We start from the raw sequence: 19,111 nt of genomic DNA on the forward strand, positions 1-19,111 counted from the left end.
GCCGCCGTATAGGCTGACCCTGCGGTAGGCAGGGCGGAGGTCAGTTCCGCGTAACACAGGGCGCTGAGCGCCGCCGCCAGCCCCGCCACCACGAACGCCAGCACCACTGCTGGCCCGGCCAGCGGCGTCGCTACGCCAAAGATGAAAAAAATGCCCGTGCCGATGGTGCTGCTGACGCCAATGAGCGCCAGCCGCGTTACGCCCAGCGTGCGCCGTAACGGGCTCTTTTCGCCGCTCTCGGCGTAAACCGCCGCCACGCTTTTGCGCCGGAAAAAATCTGGGGCGGCTGCTGGAGTGCGGGCATCCCGCGCAATGTTGACCATGCCGGTATCCTGAAGTTAGCCATTGAGCCCCCCTCAGAGCCACGCACGCGACTGCCCCCGCCAACGCAGCGCGTGACGGCGCGCGCCCTCAGGCGCCGCCGGTTGCGCGCGACGCCTCCTTGGCGTCGTCACTTTCGGCAAAGACCTGCTTGCCGTCGATATGGCCAAGATCACGTTCTGGCGCGATCTGGTCGCGGATCCGCTGCTTGAGCACCTTGGCGTCAGGAAAGCCGCCATCGCGCTTGCGCTCCCAGATGTCGACGCCATCAACACTGATGCGGAATGTCCCGCCGCTGGCGGGCCGCAACGCCACCTCGCCCAGGTCCTGTCCAAAGGTCGACAGCACCTCCTGGGCCATCCAGCCGGCGCGCAACAACCACTGGCACTGGGTGCAATAGGTGATCTCGACCCGTGGCCCGGGCTGGCGCACGATGCCCGGAGCCGCCTCGTTTGCCTGCATCTGTTGGCCGCTCATGAGCTGTCTCCCCTGCGCGCTGGCAAAGCGCATGACCGATGGGCGCCGGTTGCGGCTTTATTGCCGCTGGCTGGCGCTCCTGCCTGCGCAAGCGCACTCTCGTTACGCCACCAGGCGCGCCCTGCCCAGCCGCCAGTTGCGGACGTCGCGGCGCGTGGCCGCCTCAACCACCGCGCCATCCGCAGCCCGCGGGTGAGGCCGCGAGACGACTGGCGACGCCGCGGTGACCAACAGCCGGATCATGCGCCATGTTCCGCCTGCGCGCCAATCCGCGCGCCGGGCGGTTTGGCTGTGGGCGGCGCGACCCGGCTTTCGGCCGGGCGGCGCTTCCAGATATCCATGTCGATGCGCCCGGCCAGCTCCGGGAACGCCGCCGGATCGAACTCGGGATCGCGGCCTGCGTCGCGCTGGCCGAGATAGTCGCGCGCCAGTCGCACCACGAGGCCCGACAGCAGCAGGATGGCGGCGACATTGATCAGCGTCATCACCCCCATGGCGAGGTCGGCGAGGTCAAACACCGTCATCACCGGCGACACAGCGCCCCACAGCACGATCGCCAGCAGCAGCATCCGCAAGGTCCACAGGCCAAGCGGCCGGTCGAGACCGAGATAGACAAGAGCCCCCTCGGCATAAGCGTAATTGCCAGCGATGGAGGTGAAGGCGAAGAACAGGATGGCGAGGGCGACGAAGCCAGGCCCCCAGGCGCCAAAATGCACGCTCATCGCCTGTTGGGTCAGCTGGATGCCCGTCAGACCCGAGCCAGGCGCCACCTTGCCAGACAGCAGGATCAGCAACGCCGTGGCTGTGCACACCAGCAGCGTGTCGACGAATACGCCAAAGGCCTGGACAAAGCCCTGGGAGCAGGGATGGTGCGGATTGGGCGCCGCCGTGGCGGCGATATTCGGCGCCGAGCCCATGCCCGCCTCATTTGAAAACAGGCCACGTTTGACGCCATTCAACAACGCCGCCATCAGGCCGCCGATCATGCCGCCCGCCGCCTGATCGAGACCGAAGGCGCTGGACACGATCAGCCGCAACATGGCGGGCACGGCGCTGGCGTTCATCAGCAGTGCGCTCAGCGCAAGAAGCAGATAGGCGCAGGCCATCACCGGCACCACCAGCTCGGCGAAGCGGGCGATGCCCTTGACGCCGCCCGACACCACGAGGCCGGCGCATACGGTCACCACGAGGCCGGTCCACAATGGCGGCGCGCCAAACGCTCCAACCATGGCTTCGGCGATTGAATTGGCCTGAACCGCGTTGGACACAAGGCCAAAGGCGATGATCAGGCAGATAGAAAAGGCTACGGCGGCGGCGCGGGAGCCAAGGCCATTGGCAATGTAAAACGCCGGCCCGCCACGGTAGCGGCCGGCAGCGTCGCGCACCTTATAGGCCTGGGCCAGGCTGCTCTCGGCAAAGGCGGTGGCCATGCCGAACAGCGCCACAAGCCACATCCAGAACACGGCGCCAGGGCCGCCCAGATAGATGGCCACCGCCACCCCGGCCACATTGCCAGTGCCGATGCGGGCGGCGAGGCTGGTGCACAGGGCCTGAAATGGCGATATCCCCGCGGAATCGGCCTGCGCCGGCTGGGCGACCGTGCGCAGCATCTCCGCAAAGCGGACAAATTGCAGCCCGCCCAACCGCACCACAAAAATCACGCCGGCCGCAAGCAGCAGAAACACCAGAACATAGCCCCACAACAGCCCGTTCAGCTCAGCAATTAGCAACGCCAGGCGATCCATCAATGTTCATCCCTATAATTGCCCAGCACATATAAACAGAACAAGGCTCTGCTTCTCACGCTGCCGGAAAATAATTTTGCGTATGTTGAGGAAAATCAAAAATAATATCTGAATATTACGTTACGTATTCCGTAACGCCTCGTCAATGGGCGTCGCCGACTCAGGGGCACGCCCTGCGGCGGCGGGACTGGCGACGGCTGGCCAGGAGGCGCTTGAGCCGGCGGCGCTTGGCCAGAAGGCGCCTGGCCAGGAGGCGCTTGAGCCAGGAGACGCTTGGCCAGGAGGCGCTTGGCGAAGACCCGAGCGCTTGCCACTATGCGGCCAAAGGCAAACTGGAGAACGCCCCATGACGAACACCGCGCCGCGCACCTGGCTGATCACTGGCTGCTCAACCGGATTTGGCAAAATCCTCGCCCAGGCCGCGCTGGATCGCGGCGACAATGTCGTCGCCACCGCGCGCAAGCCGGAGACCCTCGCCGATCTGCGGGCGCAGGACGGCAAGCTCGCCATCGCCGCGCTCGACGTAACCCGCGCTGGCGACGCTGCAGCAGCCGTGGCGCTGGCGGAGCGGCAGTTCGGCCGGCTCGACATCCTGGTCAACAACGCCGGCTATGGATTTGTCGGCGCAGCTGAAGAGGCGACGCCGGACGAGTATCGCCCGATGTTCGAGACCAATGTGTTCGGGCTCATCGAGACGACGCGCGCCGCCCTGCCGGCGCTGCGCCGCTCGCGCGGCGGCCGCATTATCAATCTGTCATCGATCGCCGGCATCGTCGGTCGCGCCGGCTTTGGTTTCTACAACGCCAGCAAATTCGCCGTGGAAGGTTTCTCGGAGGCGCTGGCCCAGGAGGTCGCGCCCTTCGGCGTGCGCGTGCTGATCGTTGAGCCTGGCCCGTTCCGCACCGAGTTCCTTGGTCGTTCGATCAACGCCGCAGCCACTGTCATCGACGATTACGCCAGCACCGCCGGCGCCACCCGCGCCTATGCGGCGGCGGACGACGGCAAGCAGGGCGGCGACCCGCACAAGGCCATCGCCGTGATCCTCAAGGCCATGGACGCGGAGAACCCGCCGCTGCATCTGGTGCTGGGCAAGGAGGCCTATCCGCGTGCCCGGGGCAAATTGCAGGCGTTTCTGGCTGATCTCGACGCGTGGGAGGAATTTGGCGGCGCCGCAACCCATTACGTTGATTGATACCAGGATGCGAGGATGCTGACGCATCCGCATCCTGAAATGCTCAGGCGCCGCACGGGCTTAACCAGAACCCGATGAGTCATACGCTGCGGGTTCTGGTATGAGCGATGGCGCGGCGGCAACGGCGCGTCCACCGCCAGCCGCCGCGCCCGGAGGGGCGCGGGCGCCTCCGTCACGCGGCGCCACATATTCGCCTCCAGCGTGCGCCCGGCACGGAGCGGCGACAACGCGCAAAGGCAGCGCTTGTCCAGGCCATTGCCCACGCCTGTGCCCTTGCCAATTCCTTTCCCAAAGTCCCGTGCCTGCGACTTTTTGCAAGTGCACCTCGGAGGGCGGCCCGACGATCGCCCTGTAGCGCAGTTTTTGGGTCAAAAGCTCCGGCCCCGCCGTCCGCTGCGGAACGCAGCCCGCGCAGCTGGTGAGAAAGGCTTAACCTGAACGGTTGTTCACCATTGGCCGTTAACGTTCTGGCGAGGACAGGCGGCCATTGTGACGGCGCAACAGGAATCCCTTCCTGATAGCGGCGGGATGGCGCCGGGCGCCGGCGCCTGCTGGCGGGAAGGGATGCGATCCAGCGCAGGCGGCAAGGCGGGGGCCACGCCGGCTGCGCTTATGCAGGGGGATGTGGAGAGCGTGATGATTGCACAGGCCCTTGCGGCGTTTATCGATGAGGCGCTGGACGCCGCGCGGCTAACGGAAGACGACGTGGACCGCCTGACGCGGCAGGCGCTGCCGCAGGGCGTGCGCAATCGTGCTGAAGCCGATGCGCTGGTGGCGCTTGACCGGATGATCACCGAGCGTCCGGCATCGTGGGATGATGCCTTCGTCGATCTGGTGGCCACCTATGTGCTGGCGGAGACCACGCTGGCGGGGCCAGCGAACCGCGACGTCGCCAACTGGCTGATGACCAGCCTCGACGCCGCCGGCGGCGTCACCGACAACGGCCTGCGCATCGCCATTGAGGTGAGCCGCGCCGCGGCCCAGGCCGACCAGACGCTGATGAGCTTCGTGCTGCAGGCCATGCAGGCGCGGCGGCCAGCGATTGCCCAGGAGGCGGCGACGCCCTGCGCCCGGGTCGCCGCCTGAGGCTGGCTGCTAATGCAGCCACGCGCCTCCCTTATTTCTTCAGCGGGCTGACCATGTCTTCGGCGCGCACCCAGCGGCTGAAGTCCGCATCGCTGACATGGCCGAGTTCCAGCGCCGCGGCGCGCAGCGACAGGCCCTTGCGATGGGCGGTGAGCGCGATCTCGGCGGATTTCTCGTAGCCGATATGCGGATTGAGCGCCGTCACCAGCATCAGCGAGTTTTCGAGATTCTCGTTGATGCGCGCGATATTGGGTTCGATGCCCACGGCGCAATGGTCGGTGAAGGCGGCGCAGGCGTCGGCCAGCAGGCTGGCTGATTCCAGCACATTGTGCAGCATCACCGGCTTGTAGACGTTGAGCTGGAAATTGCCCTGGGAGCCGGCGAAGGCGACCGCGTGATCATTGCCGAACACCTGCACGCACACCATGGTCAACGCCTCACACTGGGTGGGGTTGATCTTGCCCGGCATGATCGATGACCCAGGCTCGTTCTCGGGAATGCGCAGCTCGGCAAAGCCGGCGCGCGGCCCGCAGGCGTAGAAGCGCACGTCATTGGCGATCTTCATCAACGCCCCGGCCAGCGCCCGGATGGCCCCGCTCGCCACCACCATTTCGTCATGCGCCGACAGCGCCGCGAATTTATTGGCGGCGGAGACGAAGGCAAAGCCGGTGTCGCGCGCCAGATTGGCGGCGACCAGATCGCCAAAGCGCGGATCGGCGTTGAGCCCGGTGCCGACGGCGGTGCCGCCGATCGCCAGCTGCAACAGACCCTGCAAGCCTGCCTCAACGGCGGCCATGCAGAAATCCAGCTGCGCCACCCAGCCCGACATCAGCTGACCAACCGTGAGTGGCGTCGCGTCCTGCAAATGGGTGCGCCCGATCATGACGATGTCGGCGTATGCGGCCGCCTTGTCGTTGAGCACGTCGCGCAACCGCTGCGCCGCCGGCAGCAGCTGGCGGGCGATGGTCTCGACCGCCGCCACATACATGGCGGTGGGGAAGGTGTCGTTGGACGACTGGGCGTGATTGACGTCGTCATTGGGATTGATGGGGGATTTCGAGCCGACGACGCCGCCCGCCAGCTGGATCGCCCGGTTGGCGATCACCTCATTGGTGTTCATGTTGGTCTGGGTGCCCGAGCCGGTCTGCCACACCACCAGCGGAAACTGGTCGTCGAGCTTGCCGTCGATCACCTCCTGCGCCGCCTGCACGATCAGGCTGACCTTGTCAGCCGGCAGCTCGCCCAACGCGCCATTGGCCTCGGCGGCCGCCTTCTTCAGCAGGCCAAGGGCGCGAATGACCGGGCGTCCCCAGCGGAAGCGGTCAACGCCGATGGGGAAATTACCGATGGAGCGCTGGGTCTGGGCGCCCCACAGCCGGTCGGCGGGCACCTGCACCGGCCCAAGCGCGTCCTTTTCGGTGCGGAAGCCCTGGGCCCCAGCGGCGGGCGATGCGTCATGGGCGGCGCCTGTCATGGCGAACTCCTGTGTTGCGGCGTCTGCGGCGCCCGGAACTGGCCGCCGCGCGCCGGCGGATGCGCGGCGATCATCGCAGAGTGTGGGGTGCAGCCTGCTGCTTTACCAGGCCCCTGGCCTGACCGGCTCAGGGCTGGCGAACCATCAGCCAGTATTGCCCGGATTGTGCCCGAGCCGAACCACACGACAACGCTCTCTTCCGGGATCGGCCTGTAATCCAGACAGGAGAACAGCTCAAGCAAAAACGGGTAATTGTGCATAAATTGTAGATCAGCGCCAATTTATATTTAGACGTATTACAAGTAAAACCTCGGCAGCTACGTCACGAGCAACCAAAGCAGACGCCCGGCCAGCGAGGCGTGCGAACGGCGGGTCGCCAGCAATTTCGGCGGCGCGGGCACGCCGCATTTGCTATCCTTGCCGCCAATCAAAACATATGCCGGAGCAAACGCCTTGCAATCACCCACACAGAACCGTGAAATCCGCCTTGCCGCCAGGCCTGTCGGCATGCCGACGCTGGAGGATTTCGCCCTCGCCGCCACGCCGTTGCGCCAGCCGGGCCCTGGCGAATTGCTGGTGCGCAACCAGTGGATGTCGGTCGATCCCTATATGCGCGGCCTGATGGTCGACCAGAAAAGCTATGCCGCGCCCTTCCAGGTGGGCGAAGTGCTGAATGGCCGCGCTGTCGGCGAGGTCATCGCGTCGCAACATCCGGATTTCGCCCCGGGCGACACGGTGTTTCACATGCTGGGCTGGCGCGACTACGCTACGGCTCCGGCAGAGGCGTTTGAGAAGATCGACGTCAGCCAGGCGCCGGCCCAGGCCTATCTCGGCGTGCTCGGCGCGCCAGGCCTCACCGCCTACACCGGCCTGTTCCGCATCGCGGCGCTGAAGGATGGCGAGAGCGTCTTTGTCTCCGCCGCCGCTGGCGCCGTTGGCTCCGTCGCCGTGCAATTGGCCAAAGCGCATGGCTGCCGCGTGGTCGGCTCAGCTGGATCCGAGGCCAAATGCGCCTGGCTGCGCGAGGTGGCGGGCGTCGATGTGGCGATCAACTATCGCACCTGCGGTGACCTTACCGCTGCCGTCGCCGCAGCATTCCCCAACGGCATCGATGTTGTCTTCGAGAATGTCGGCGGCTCCCATCTCGAGGCGGCGCTCAACCAGATGAACGTCGGCGGCCGTGTCGCGTTGTGCGGCATGATTGAGGGCTACAACAATGTTGAGCCTGCCCCCGGGCCGTCGAACCTGGCGCTGGCGATCATGCGCAGCCTGCGGATCGAAGGCTTTGTGGTGCGCAGTCACATGGATCTGCGGCCGCGCTTCCGCGAGGAAACCATCGCGCTGATCCGCGATGGCCGCATGCATGCCCAGGAAACCGTAGAGCATGGCCTCGCGCAGGCGCCGGCGGCGTTCCTCAAGCTGTTCACCGGCGAGAACACCGGCAAGATGCTGGTGCGGCTGGCGGATTAAGACCAGAACCCGATGAGCATGACTCATCGGGTTCTGGCCGGGTTCTGGCTAAGCGCGTGCGGCGCCTGAGCGTGCAGATCGCGCATGCATCGGTATTGTCGCGGTCAGCCAGAGGCAGGCGTTGTCCGCGCCATGGCGGACATCAAGGGCGGTGGGGCGCCACGGCCAACACATGGCGCGCAGTGTCGCGGCCCGTTACGTCACAGTTGACGTGCGTCATCGCCAGTTATCGACCACACATGGCGCCGCCTGTGCGCCATAATACAACAAGTGCTGGGGATTAGGCGGCGCGAACACTTTCGCGCCGCCATGGCCATGGCTACGCTTCATGCGCGCGCCATGGCCCGCCGTCAGCGCTCATCTGCGGCGGACGGGCGCGGAAATTGTGGCCATGCGCCGCCAGGCGCTGCTGGACGCCAAAGGATTACCCATGTTCCGTTCCCTGCCGCCGTCTGGCGCCCTCACCCGTCTGCGCGCTCGCCTCGTGTCGACTACCTGCGCCATTGGCCTGGGGTTCGGCGTGCTGGGCTTCGGCGCGCTTGCGCCGGCGCTGCCGGTTGCGCCCGTGGCCGAAGCCTGCACCAGCCTGCTGATCCCGACCAGCGACGGCAGCTTTGTCTACGCCCGCACCATGGAGTTCGCCGTCGACCTGCAAAGCCAGGCCCTGGTGATCCCGCGCAACTTCGCCATGAGCGGCACGGCGGCTGGCGGCAAGCCCGGCAAGCAATGGACGACGAAATACGCTGCGGTGGGGCTCAACGGCCTCGGCTTCAAAATTCTCGCCGATGGCATGAATGAAAAGGGCCTGGTCGGCGGCATCCTGTATTTCCCGGATTTCGCCGGCTATGTGGCGCCGGAGAAAGCCGACCCGGCCAAATCTGTCGCCCCATGGGAAATGCTGACCTGGGCGCTGACCTCCTTCGCCAGCGTTGATGAGGTGCGCGCCGCGCTCGATGGCATTGAGATCGTGGCGCTGAAGCCCGATTCCTTTCCGATCATTCCGCCGTTCCACTACACCTTCCATGACGCCAGCGGCCGTTCAATCGTAGTGGAGCCGGTGAATGGCGTGCTGAAGGTCTATGACAATCCCTATGGCGTCATGACCAATTCGCCGTCCTTCGACTGGCACCTGACCAATCTGCGCAACTATGTGAAGCTGTCGCCCAACAACGCCCCGCCGCTGACCGTGCGCGGCCATGTGATCAATTCGCTCGGCGAAGGCTCCGGCCTGCTCGGCATGCCCGGCGACGCCACCCCGCCGTCGCGCTTCATCCGCGCCTTTGCTTACGCCATGAGCGCCAAACCCGTGCCAAGCGGCGAACAGAGCGTGCGCCTCGCCGAGCACATCATCAATAATTTCGACATTCCCAAAGGATGGGTGCGTGGAAAGGGCGGTCAGCAGCCGGTGCTGGAATATACCGAGTGGTCATCCATCGCCGACATCAAGAACCGCAAATATTATGTGAAGACCTACGACAACCAGTCGCTGCAGGTGATCGACATGGCGCAGCTCGATCTCGACGCCAAAACGCTGCAGCTGGCGCCGCTGGCCCCGGCCAAGGCGCCGCAGGTCATCAGCTTCGGCAAATGACGCGGGCGGGCGCCGCCGGCTGTGTGGGTGTTCCCTCGCAGCGTGGCGGCGTCGACCTGGGTGTCGCGGTCGTGGCGCGTTTAGGCATTTTGGGGCGGTCTGGCGCGTGGGACTGTCTGCACGCGGATCGACGCCAATGGACGGCGCTGCCAGTGGACAAGAGCGTGGATGCCCGTGACGCGCACGGGCATGACGGCGCATGGGGTACGTCATGGGCGCGGGGTTGGCGTGGGTGGGGTGACGTTGCGCGATGTCATTGGCCGCCGCCTGGGGCCCGGTGAAGGCTAGGAGGGGCTTACCTGACGTACGGATGAACGAAATGTAATGTGCCGGCATCTTGCGGCAGGCATGGACATTCTTCGTCAGTTTTGAATCACTATAATTTATAGGGACATAGCAGCGGTTGACGCCAGCCTGACGAGCCGTCACAACACCGGCGCGTTCACCCACCAGAGCCATTGGTCCATCAGCTCTGGTCAGACCAGCCGCCAATGCTCTGGCGGCGCAGGCGTTTATCCGAATTGTCCATCCCCACCGACATCGCCAGCCCAGACGATTATGAGGCCTACGCCCGCGCCCGGCTGCCGGCGGCGGTTCAGGCCTATCTCGGCGGCGGCGCTGCGGACGAAATAACGCTACGGAACAATCGCGCCGCCTTTGCGGCGAGTCAGCTCTATGCCCGTGGGCTCGCCGACATCCGTCACGCTCATGCGGGTCGCCGCCTGTTTGGCTGCGACCTTGTGGCGCCGCTCATCGCCGCGCCCATGGCGTTCCAACGCCTGGCGCATCCGGAGGGCGAGACCGCCATGGCGGTGGGCGCCCACGCCGCCGGCTGCGGCATGACCGTCAGCTGTCAGGCCAGCCAGGACCTCGCCGTCATCGCCGCCGCCGCCCCGGCGCCATTGTGGCTGCAATTATACCTGCAGCCAGAGCGCGCCGACACGCTGCAGTTAGTGCGCAGGGCGGAGGCCACGGGTTATCGCGCCCTCGTGGTCACCATCGACGCGCCGGTCAATGGCGTGCGCTATGGCGAACAGCGCGCAGGTTTCGCGCTGCCGCCTGACGTCAGCGCCGTCAATCTCGCCGGCTTTCGTCAGGCGGTGGCCAGCCGCGCTGCGCCCGCCCGCAGCCCGGTGTTTCGCGGGCTGCTGGATCATGCGCCAGGCTGGGACGACATCGCCTGGCTGCGTGACCAGACCGCGCTGCCGGTGCTGATCAAGGGGATCACCCATCCGGACGACGCTGCAAGGGCGCTGGCGCTGGGCATGGACGGGCTGATCGTCTCCAACCACGGCGGCCGCACCCTCGACACGCAGCCCGCCAGCCTCGATCTGCTGCCTGCCGTCGTGCGCGCCGCAGGGGGGCGGGCGCCGGTGCTGCTCGATGGCGGCGTACGGCGTGGAACCGATGTGCTCAAGGCGCTGGCGCTCGGCGCCTCCGCCGTGATGGTGGGTCGGCCGCTGCTCTGGGCGCTTGCCGTCGCCGGCGCCGCTGGCGTCGCCCATGTGCTGGCCCTGCTCGCCACCGAACTTGAGGCGGCGATGGCCCTCACGGGCCGCGCCAGCCTCGACGCCATTGATGACACAGTGCTGTTCCGCGACGGGCCAGCTGCATGACAACCTCCACGGGAGCCTCACCCATGATGATTTCACGCAAAGCCTTCTGCGGCATGCTGCTCGGCATGGCTGCGCTCGCCGCGACGCCCCTGGCCGCAGCGCCAGTCACCGTGAAGCACGCCTCCGGCGAGACGGTGCTGAAGGACACGCCGAAGAAGGTGGTGGTGTTCGATCTGACCTCGCTCGACACGCTTGATGCGCTTGGCGTCGAGGTTGCTGGCGTGGCCACCGGCGGCAAGCCAGCCTATCTGGCCAAATACAATGATGACAAGGTCGCCAAGGTCGGCACGCTATTCGAGCCGAACCTTGAGGCGGTCAACGCGCTGCAGCCAGACCTGATCATTGTCGGCGGCCGTTCCCAGGCCAAATACGCTGACCTCGCCAAGGTGGCGCCGACAATCGACCTCACCGCCGACAACAACAAGCCGCTTGAGAGCGCCCGCGCCAATATCACCCAGCTCGGCGCCATCTTCGGCAAGGACGACAAGGCGAAAGCCCTGGTCGCCGATATTGATGCAGGCGTTGCTGCGCTGAAGCAGAAGGCGCAGAACCTCGGCAAGGGCCTGCTGGTGCTGACCGTCGCCAACAAGATGAGCGCCTATGGCCCTGGCTCGCGCTTCGGCATGTTGCACGACGTGTTCGGCGTGCCCGCCGCCGTGCCAGATCTGAAGATTGGTCGCCATGGCCAGCCGGTGACGTTCGAATTCATCCAGAAGACCAATCCGGACTGGCTGTTCGTGATCGACCGCGACGCGGCGCTCGGCAAGCCGGACAATGCGAAGAAGATGCTCGACAACGAGCTGGTGGGCCAGACCAACGCCTGGAAGAGCGGTCAGGTCGTCTATCTTGATGCAGCCAACTGGTACCTGATCGGCGCCGGCGCCCAGGCCATGAAGCAGAACATCGACCAGCTCAGCAAAGCGTTTGACGCCGCGAAGAAGTAAGGCGCGCCGACCCGCAGACGGCGCGGGGCCTGCCGCGCCGAATGTCTGCGGGAGCCAGATCTCCAGATATTCCGCCCGGGCCTCGCCATGCCCGGGCGATCGCATTCGCCAGTGGCGCGCGCCGCGCGCCCTTTGTGTGTTCCAGCGCGCCACGGCCCGCCCCCAGACCAGACAGCGCATGACCAGGATCAGGACGAGGACAGGGACGACGACAAGGACGCTTGTGGCGTTTGGCGTCTTCCTCATTCTCGCGATCGCCAGCCTGTTCATCGGGGTCGGCGATCTGTCTGTCGCGGACGTGTTCCGCGGCGACGCCGCCGCCATCCAGCTGATGCTGGCCAGCCGGGGCCCGCGCACCGTCGCCATCATTCTGGCTGGCGGCTCCATCGCCATCGCCGGGCTGATCATGCAGATGCTGGCCCGCAACCGTTTCGCCGAGCCGTCCACGTCGGGCACGGTCGACGCCGCCAGCCTCGGCATGCTGTGCGCCACGCTGCTGCTGCCGGAGCTGCCGGTGATGGGCAAGATGATGGTGGCGGCAGGCTTCGGCCTCGGCGGCGCCTTGCTGTTCATGGGCGTGCTCAGCCGCATTCCGCTGTCGTCGCCGCTGGTGACGCCGCTGGTCGGCCTGATGCTGGGCAATGTCATTGGCGCGGCGGCGACTTTCATCGCCTATCGCACCGACATGCTGCAGACCTTCCTCGTGTGGACCAATGGCGACTTCTCAACTGTGCTGCGCGGACGCTACGAGATGCTGTGGGTGGCGTTTGCGCTGGCGGCGCTGGCCTGGTTCACCGCAGACCGGCTGACGGTGGCCGGGCTCGGGCGTGATTTCAGCGTCAACCTCGGCCTTGGCTATCGCAGCACATTGTTTTTCGGCCTCAGCATCGTCGCCATGGTGACGGCGATGGTGGTGACCACCGTCGGCATGATCCCGTTTCTCGGCCTCGTCGCTCCCAATCTGGCCAGCCTGGCCCTGGGCGACAACATGCGACGCGCCATTCCCCTCACCGCCATGATCGGCGCCGGCCTTGCGCTGGTCTGCGATCTGCTCGGCCGCATCATCAACTACCCGTTCGAGGTGCCGATCGGCACGATGACGGGCGTGCTGGGCAGCCTCGCCTTCCTCGTCCTGCTGCTGAGGAGCCGCGCCCGTGTCGGCTAACCCATCCGCCTTTAGCTGGCCGCAGCGCCTTGGCGAGCGGCAAGTGCTGCTGCTGTTACTGGCTCTGGCGCTGATCGCCTGCGCCGTATTCATGACCATTGGCGTCAGCGGCGGCTGGGCCTTCGTGTTGCAATTACGCTCGGTCAAGCTGGCGTCGCTGGCGCTGGTTGGCTGCGCCATCGCCCTGGCCACGGTGATTTTCCAGACGGTGACGGCCAACCGTATTCTCACGCCGTCGATCATGGGTTTTGACGCGCTGTATCTGCTGATCCAGACGGCGGTGGTGTTCGCCGTCGGCGCCAGCGGCCTGAACATGCTCGACAAGAAGCTGATGTTCGTCGGCCAGGCCGCCGTCATGACTGCCTTCGCCGCTTTGCTGTACAGCTGGCTGTTCAGCGGCGCGATGCGCTCCCTGCACCTGTTGCTGCTGGCCGGCGTGGTGCTCGGCATGCTGTTCCGCAGCATCAGCTCGGTGTTGCAGCGGATGATCGACCCCAATGAATTTGTGGTGTTGCAGGACCGGTTCTTCGCCAGTTTCAACACCGTCGATCAGGCGCTGCTTGCCGTCGCCGCAGTGATTATCGCCATCTGCGCGGCGCTGATCTGGCGCATGCGGGCGGCGCTCGACGTGCTTGGCCTCGGGCGCGATACCGCGATCGCCCTCGGCGTGCCCTACCGGCGCGTCGCCATGGCCTGCCTGTTGCTGACCGCCGTGCTGACCGCGACCTCCACGGCGCTGGTCGGGCCGGTGGCGCTGTTCGGCCTTCTGGTGGCCAACATGGCCTATGCGCTGATCCCCTCGCAGCGGCATGGCTTTACGCTGCCGGCGGCGGCGCTGATCGCCGTCATTTGCCTCGTGGCCGGCCAGACCATCCTGGAGCGCGTCTTCGCCTTCAACACCGCCCTCGCCATTATCGTGGAGTTTCTGGGCGGGCTTCTCTTCCTCTACATGCTTGTGCGGGGCGCCGTCCGGTGATCGAAATCCGTCATGTGTCCAAGAGCTATGGCGACGCCAAAGTCGTCAATGACGTCAGCCTGACCCTGCCGCGCGGCGGCGTCACGGCGGTGATCGGCCCCAATGGCGCCGGCAAATCCACGTTGCTGACCATGATCGGCCGCCTGCTGCCCATGGACAGCGGCCAGATTCTCGTCGATGGCCTCGATGTCAGCGCCACGCCCAGCGGCGTGCTGGCCCGGCGCCTCGCCATCCTGCGCCAGGACAATCATATCGCCGCCCGCCTCACCGTGCGCGATCTGGTGGCGTTTGGCCGCTATCCGCATTGCCGCGGGCGACTGGGCAAGGACGATGACGCCCAGGTGGCGCGGGCGCTGGACTTCCTCGGCCTCACCCAGCTGTCGACGCGGTTTCTCGATGAGTTGTCGGGCGGCCAGCGCCAGCGCGCCCATGTCGCCATGGTGGTGTGTCAGGACACCGATTACATCCTGCTCGACGAGCCGCTGAACAATCTCGACATGAAACATGCGGTCGGCATGATGCAACTGATGCGGCGCATGGCCGACGACCTGGGCAAGACTGTCGTCGTCGTGCTGCACGACATCAATTTCGCCTCGGTCTATGCAGATCACATCGTCGCCATGCGCGATGGCCAGCTGGTGCGCCAGGGCGCGCCGGCCCAGATCATGACGCCGGAGGCCATGCGGGCGATCTACGACATCGACATGCGCATCGAGGATATCGCCGGCGACCGCATCGGCGTGTTCTATCGCCAGCCGCAGGCGGGCTGACAGCGGGCCGGGTCAGGCGTCTTTGCCTGCTGCGGCGCTGCTATGCCGCCTCCGCGCGGGCCAGAGCTTCGGCGCCGAGGCTGGCCAGCGCCGGATCGTCATGGGCGGCGAGCGCGTCGCCCATGGCGCGCCAGAAATCGGGAAAGCCGTGCTGCAGCGCCTTGCGTAGCCACGGCAGCGCAAGCGTGGTCTCGCCCGCCGCCGCCAGCAGGCGGCCGAGATTGAAAGCGCCCCAGCAATCGCCGCCATTGGCTGCGGCGCGATACAGCCTGGCTGCGGCGCGCAGGTCCGGGGGGCCGAATTTGCCGTCTTCCTGAAACAGGCCGAGCATGTTCAGCGCCTTGGCGTTGCCGCGTCGCGCCGATTCCGCATAGAGGTCGAAGGCGGCGGCGTCATCGCGCGCGACCCCATCCCCGCGCATGTACAGATCGGCCAGATTGAACATGGCCCAGCCATCGCCCATCGCCACGGCGCGGCGATAATAGCCCGCCGCAGCGACGGCGCTGCGGCTGACGCCCCAGCCATGCTCATGGCAGCGGCCCAACATGTTGAAGGCGCGGGCGTCGCCGCCGCGCGCCGCCGAGCGAAACCATTCCAGCGCGGCCTGGCCCTCGCCGCGATCGAGCGCGCTCTGGCCCAGGGCCAGCTGCGTCTCAATGGTCATCGCGGCGCGGTCTTCGCTCACAGGTCGGCCCAGCGCCGCAGCAGATTGTGGTAGTGGTTCACCAGCCCCAACGTCACCGGACTGTCGTCGCCCAATTGCTGGCGCGCGCCCATCACCGACACATCGAGATCGTACAGCATGGCGCGCTCGGTGTCGTCGCGCACCATGGACTGGGCCCAGAAGAACGACGCCCAGCGGCTGCCGCGCGTCACCGGCATCACCCGGTGCAGGCTGGAGGCCGGATAGACCACCATATGCCCGGCCGGCAATTTCACTGAATGCGTGCCGAAGGTGTCTTCGACCACCAGTTCGCCACCGTCATAGTCATCGGGATCTGACAGGAAGATGGTGGTGGAGACGTCGGCGCGCATGCGTGAGCCATCGGGCAGCATGCGGATCGAATTGTCGACATGGGCGCCGAAGGTCATGCCGACGTCATAGCGGTTGAACATGGGCGGTAGCACCCGCAGGGGCAGCGCCGCCGAGGTATAAGTGGCGTTGCGGCCCAGCGCCCGCAGAATGAGTTCACCCAGCTGGCGCGCCTCGGCGCTGTCGGTGGGGATCTGCAGATTGTTCTTGGCCCGCGCCGCCTGATCGCCAGCGGTGACCTTGCCGTCGACCCATTGGCTGCGCTCCAGCGTGTCACGGCAAAGTTTGACCTCGTCCGGGGTGAGAACGTCAGGAACCTGGACCAGCATGGCCGACCCTCCTTGCAGATGGCGCGCCCGCAAGCGACAGCTCATGCCAGGAAGCGAAGATGCTGACGCATCCGCATCCTGACGTGCTCAGGCGCCGCACGGGCTTGGCCGGCGCCCGGTGGGTCATGCCCATCGGGGCGCCGGTATGAACGAAAACGCCCGGACCAGGGGCCCGGGCGTGACAGTCAGGGCCTTCGCAGCCAGGGCCGCGCGCTGACCTTACGATACCTCGCGCTGGCCAGGCGACGGGCCTGGCCAACGCGCATGGCGTCAGAACGAGTTGAACGTGGCCGAGACGTTCAGCAGCACGGTGCGACCGGAGGCCGGCACGGCGCGCGCGGCGTTAAAGGCCGACACATAGTTCAACTCGTCGGTCAGATTATAGGCGTTCACCGACACGCGGATGTTCTCGTACTTCCAGGCGATCATCGCGTCGAGCGAGAAGGTCTCCGGCATGCGGGCGGTGTTGGCGTTGTCAGCCCAATAGGCCGAGGCATACTGCAGGCCGCCGCCGATGGTGATGACGCCCGGAATCTTCGTCACGTCCTGGGTCAGGTCGTAGCTGGTCCACAGCGTGAAGTTGTTACGCGGCGTGCCAGGAGCGACATTGCCAACCGTACCGTCGGTGGTGCGGGTGATCTTGCCGTCGAGGTAAGCGTAAGCCGCATTCAGCGACCAGTTCTCGGTGATCTTGCCGGAAGCGCCCAGCTCGAAGCCCTGGACGCGACGGCCCTGGCCGGCTTCGCTGAAGCCCGAGACGATCTCACCGGAGAGCGGATCGATGGTGTAGGAGTTCTTCTTGTCGACGTTGAACACTGCGCCGCTCAGGCCCAGCTTGCCTTCAAGCAGATCGACCTTGGCGCCGATCTCGAACACGTCCGAACGCTCTGGCTCAAGATTGGCGCCCGCCTGCGGCACCTCGCTGGCGACGCCGCCGACGGCGACGGCGATGTCAGCGCCAACCGGACGATAGGCCCGCGAGAACGAGGCGTAGATGGTGGTGTTCTTGAAGGGTTCCCAGATAGCGGCGACCGAGGGGCTGGTCTTGTAGGACTCAGCCGAACCACCCATGGTGTAAGGCACGTTGTTGAACTTCGAGCGGAAGTAGTCCCAACGCACGGCGGCCAGCACCGAGAACTGGTCGTTCAGCCACAGCCGGTTGTTGGCGAACACGCCGACATTGGTCGAATTGGCCAGGCGGCGGGTGGCGCCATAGGTCGCATACGCCGTCGGATAGGCATATTGCGGGTTGATCACGGTCTGGTTGCTGAAGCGGTTGGTCCACGTGCCAAGCTTGCGCTCGTCGTCCTGGTAATTGGCGTCGACGCCAACGATCAGGCGGTTGCGCATGCCGAGGATGTTGAAGTCAGCCTTCGCCGACAGCACGTCCTGGATGGCCCAGCCCTGCTGCTTGTAGGTCATGCCGCCGCCAGCGCCGTAGCTCATGGCGTAGTTGCGACCAGCGAAGATGGCGTCAGCGCAACGACCCGCGCAGGCGGCCGGATTGGTCGAGGACCAGTCGCGGTTGAACCAGGTGTAGCGGGTGTCGTTGGAGATGGTCAGCCAGTCGTTGACCTTGTGCTTGAAGTTCGAGGTGACGGCGTGAACATTGCTGTCGTCGCGGTCGGTGCTGCGCACATAAGACGTGCTGCGGCGGATGCCCGGGATGCCATATTCGGTGATCGGGCGGAAAATGCCGTCCTTGCCTTCCAGCATCGGCACGCCCTGCTCGGGCACGTCATTGTTGTGCTGGAAGCGGTAGTTGAGGCGCCATTCGGTGCCCGTGCCGATGCCGGTGGCGAAATCAAGCGCGAAGCCGGTGCGGCGGTTCTTGACGTGATCGCGGTCGGCGACATCCTGGTGGTGGTAGACGCCGTTAACGCGCACCGCCGTGGTGTCATTGATCTTGTAGTTGCCGTCGACCTGGGTGCGTGACAGCAGGCCCGTGCCGAGACCCTGCTCGACCGTGAAGAAGTTGCTGAGCTTGGCGCGCTTGGACGTCTGGTTGATCAGGCCGCCCTGATTGCCGACGCCAAAGCCCTCGCCCGACGGGCCCTTGATCACTTCGACGCTTTCGGTGTCGAAGCTGTCACGGACGTAAGCGCCGAAATCGCGCAGACCGTCGATGTACATGTCGCCCTTGGCCGAGATGCCGCGGATACGGAACTGGTCGCCGGTCTGGCCGCCATTGCCCTCACCCGTCGACAGGGTGATGCCAGGGACGTTCTTCAGCGCCTGCGCCAGGGTCGAGGCCTGCTGCTGCTGGATCAGCTCCTGCGAGACCACATTGATGGTCTTCGGCGTCTCACGCACGGTGTCGGGCAGCCGCGAAATGCCAAGGCTGGCGTTGTTGGCGTTGCCGGTAGCGGCGCCTGCGCCCTGCACGGTGATGGTGTCGAGCGCAACGTCAGCGCCGCCAGCCGCCGGGGCCGGAGCGTTAGCGGCGGCGGTCTGCGCCTGGGCGACGCCGGTCAGGCCAGCCATCACGCCAGTGGTCAGCGCCAGGCCAGACATCAAAGGGCGAAGGGAAGTGGAGGCGCGCTCCGCGGACATACAGCTACTCCTGGGCAAAACGACAGGTGCGAGCGAATCCGCTCGCGCATTGGCCGCTGCTTAGGAAGCCTGGCAAAGGGAGGCAAATGCTATGTTTGAGAACCGTTCAAAGGTAGGGCTTTTGCAATGGTTGATGGTCCTGACGCTACGTCGCTGACGGCGCCGCGCGACGCCCTGCGCCAGTCCATAACTGTTCCAGTTTGATCAAAATAGGGCGCGCCATCAGGCGGTTGATCCAACCATTACGCATGGGAATGCTGACGCATTGATGTTCGACGCGGTTACATGTGACGATTTCGCAACAATGACCAGAATAAGACGTAAAGGCGCCGCGCACCCATCCGCTGTGTGCCGACGTTGCTGCGTCGC

At 65.8% G+C, this 19,111-nt stretch carries 15 protein-coding genes and 1 pseudogene; 9 read left to right on the forward strand and 7 right to left on the reverse strand.

Annotation, left to right across the window (positions count from 1 at the left end; all coding sequences use genetic code 11):
• From AC6A67_RS09630 to AC6A67_RS09640, 3 genes and pseudogenes are all read right to left on the reverse strand, one after another.
• Positions 1-323: pseudogene (locus tag AC6A67_RS09630) on the reverse strand (amino acid permease); the annotation flags it as partial.
• A gap of 88 nt (positions 324-411) precedes the next feature.
• On the reverse strand, positions 412-783 hold the full coding sequence (locus AC6A67_RS09635; RefSeq protein ID WP_498036495.1) for an Rdx family protein: 372 nt from the start codon (positions 781-783) through the stop codon (positions 412-414).
• Between the two features lie 254 nt (positions 784-1,037).
• Entirely contained in the window at positions 1,038-2,534 is a 1,497-nt protein-coding gene (locus AC6A67_RS09640) for an alanine/glycine:cation symporter family protein (protein ID WP_498036496.1), read from the reverse strand.
• 355 nt (positions 2,535-2,889) lie between these two features.
• Between AC6A67_RS09640 and AC6A67_RS09645 the strand changes: the two genes are divergently transcribed.
• Together AC6A67_RS09645 and AC6A67_RS09650 are read left to right on the forward strand one after the other, a co-directional pair.
• On the forward strand, positions 2,890-3,735 hold the full coding sequence (locus AC6A67_RS09645; protein WP_498036342.1) for an oxidoreductase: 846 nt from the start codon (positions 2,890-2,892) through the stop codon (positions 3,733-3,735).
• 636 nt (positions 3,736-4,371) lie between these two features.
• Complete coding sequence (locus tag AC6A67_RS09650) at positions 4,372-4,821, forward strand: hypothetical protein (protein WP_498036343.1); 450 nt, start codon at positions 4,372-4,374, stop codon at positions 4,819-4,821.
• A gap of 31 nt (positions 4,822-4,852) precedes the next feature.
• On the opposite strand, the gene fumC is transcribed toward AC6A67_RS09650, so the two are convergent.
• Positions 4,853-6,295 carry a class II fumarate hydratase gene (gene fumC, locus AC6A67_RS09655; protein WP_498036344.1) on the reverse strand — a complete coding sequence of 481 codons (1,443 nt, stop codon included), beginning with the start codon at positions 6,293-6,295 and terminating at the stop codon, positions 4,853-4,855.
• 453 nt (positions 6,296-6,748) lie between these two features.
• Here fumC and AC6A67_RS09660 point away from each other — a divergent pair, with 453 nt between their 5' ends.
• The 7 genes from AC6A67_RS09660 (at position 6,749) to AC6A67_RS09690 (ending at position 14,827) form a co-directional block, all read left to right on the forward strand.
• A complete protein-coding gene (locus AC6A67_RS09660) occupies positions 6,749-7,765 on the forward strand; it encodes an NADP-dependent oxidoreductase (protein WP_498036345.1) in 1,017 nt (338 codons plus the stop codon).
• 430 nt (positions 7,766-8,195) lie between these two features.
• Entirely contained in the window at positions 8,196-9,356 is a 1,161-nt protein-coding gene (locus AC6A67_RS09665; protein WP_498036346.1) for a linear amide C-N hydrolase, read from the forward strand.
• 521 nt (positions 9,357-9,877) lie between these two features.
• Positions 9,878-10,972, forward strand: a complete 1,095-nt coding sequence (locus tag AC6A67_RS09670) for an alpha-hydroxy acid oxidase (RefSeq protein ID WP_498036347.1) — start codon at positions 9,878-9,880, stop codon at positions 10,970-10,972.
• Positions 10,973-10,998: 26 nt separating this feature from the next.
• Complete coding sequence (locus tag AC6A67_RS09675) at positions 10,999-11,916, forward strand: siderophore ABC transporter substrate-binding protein (RefSeq protein WP_498036497.1); 918 nt, start codon at positions 10,999-11,001, stop codon at positions 11,914-11,916.
• A gap of 178 nt (positions 11,917-12,094) precedes the next feature.
• Entirely contained in the window at positions 12,095-13,081 is a 987-nt protein-coding gene (locus tag AC6A67_RS09680; protein WP_498036348.1) for an ABC transporter permease, read from the forward strand.
• Positions 13,071-14,057 (forward strand): iron chelate uptake ABC transporter family permease subunit, encoded by a 987-nt coding sequence (locus tag AC6A67_RS09685; protein ID WP_498036349.1) that lies wholly within the window; start codon positions 13,071-13,073, stop codon positions 14,055-14,057. The genes AC6A67_RS09680 and AC6A67_RS09685 overlap by 11 nt, the downstream gene beginning before the upstream one ends.
• Positions 14,054-14,827 (forward strand): iron ABC transporter ATP-binding protein, encoded by a 774-nt coding sequence (locus tag AC6A67_RS09690; protein WP_498036350.1) that lies wholly within the window; start codon positions 14,054-14,056, stop codon positions 14,825-14,827. Before AC6A67_RS09685 ends, AC6A67_RS09690 begins: the two co-directional genes overlap by 4 nt.
• Before the next feature lie 40 nt (positions 14,828-14,867).
• Here the strand turns inward: AC6A67_RS09690 and AC6A67_RS09695 are convergent, their stop codons facing one another.
• From AC6A67_RS09695 to AC6A67_RS09705, 3 genes are all read right to left on the reverse strand, one after another.
• Positions 14,868-15,491: a tetratricopeptide repeat protein gene (locus AC6A67_RS09695; RefSeq protein WP_498036351.1), complete on the reverse strand. Its 624-nt coding sequence runs from the start codon at positions 15,489-15,491 to the stop codon at positions 14,868-14,870.
• Between the two features lie 17 nt (positions 15,492-15,508).
• The gene (locus AC6A67_RS09700) at positions 15,509-16,189 is read right to left on the reverse strand and encodes a Fe2+-dependent dioxygenase (RefSeq protein WP_498036352.1); all 681 of its coding nucleotides are present in this window, start codon (positions 16,187-16,189) and stop codon (positions 15,509-15,511) included.
• Positions 16,190-16,459: 270 nt separating this feature from the next.
• Entirely contained in the window at positions 16,460-18,742 is a 2,283-nt protein-coding gene (locus AC6A67_RS09705; RefSeq protein WP_498036353.1) for a TonB-dependent receptor, read from the reverse strand.
• Positions 18,743-19,111 lie beyond the last annotated feature (369 nt).

Source organism: Camelimonas sp. FR25 (assembly GCF_059740505.1).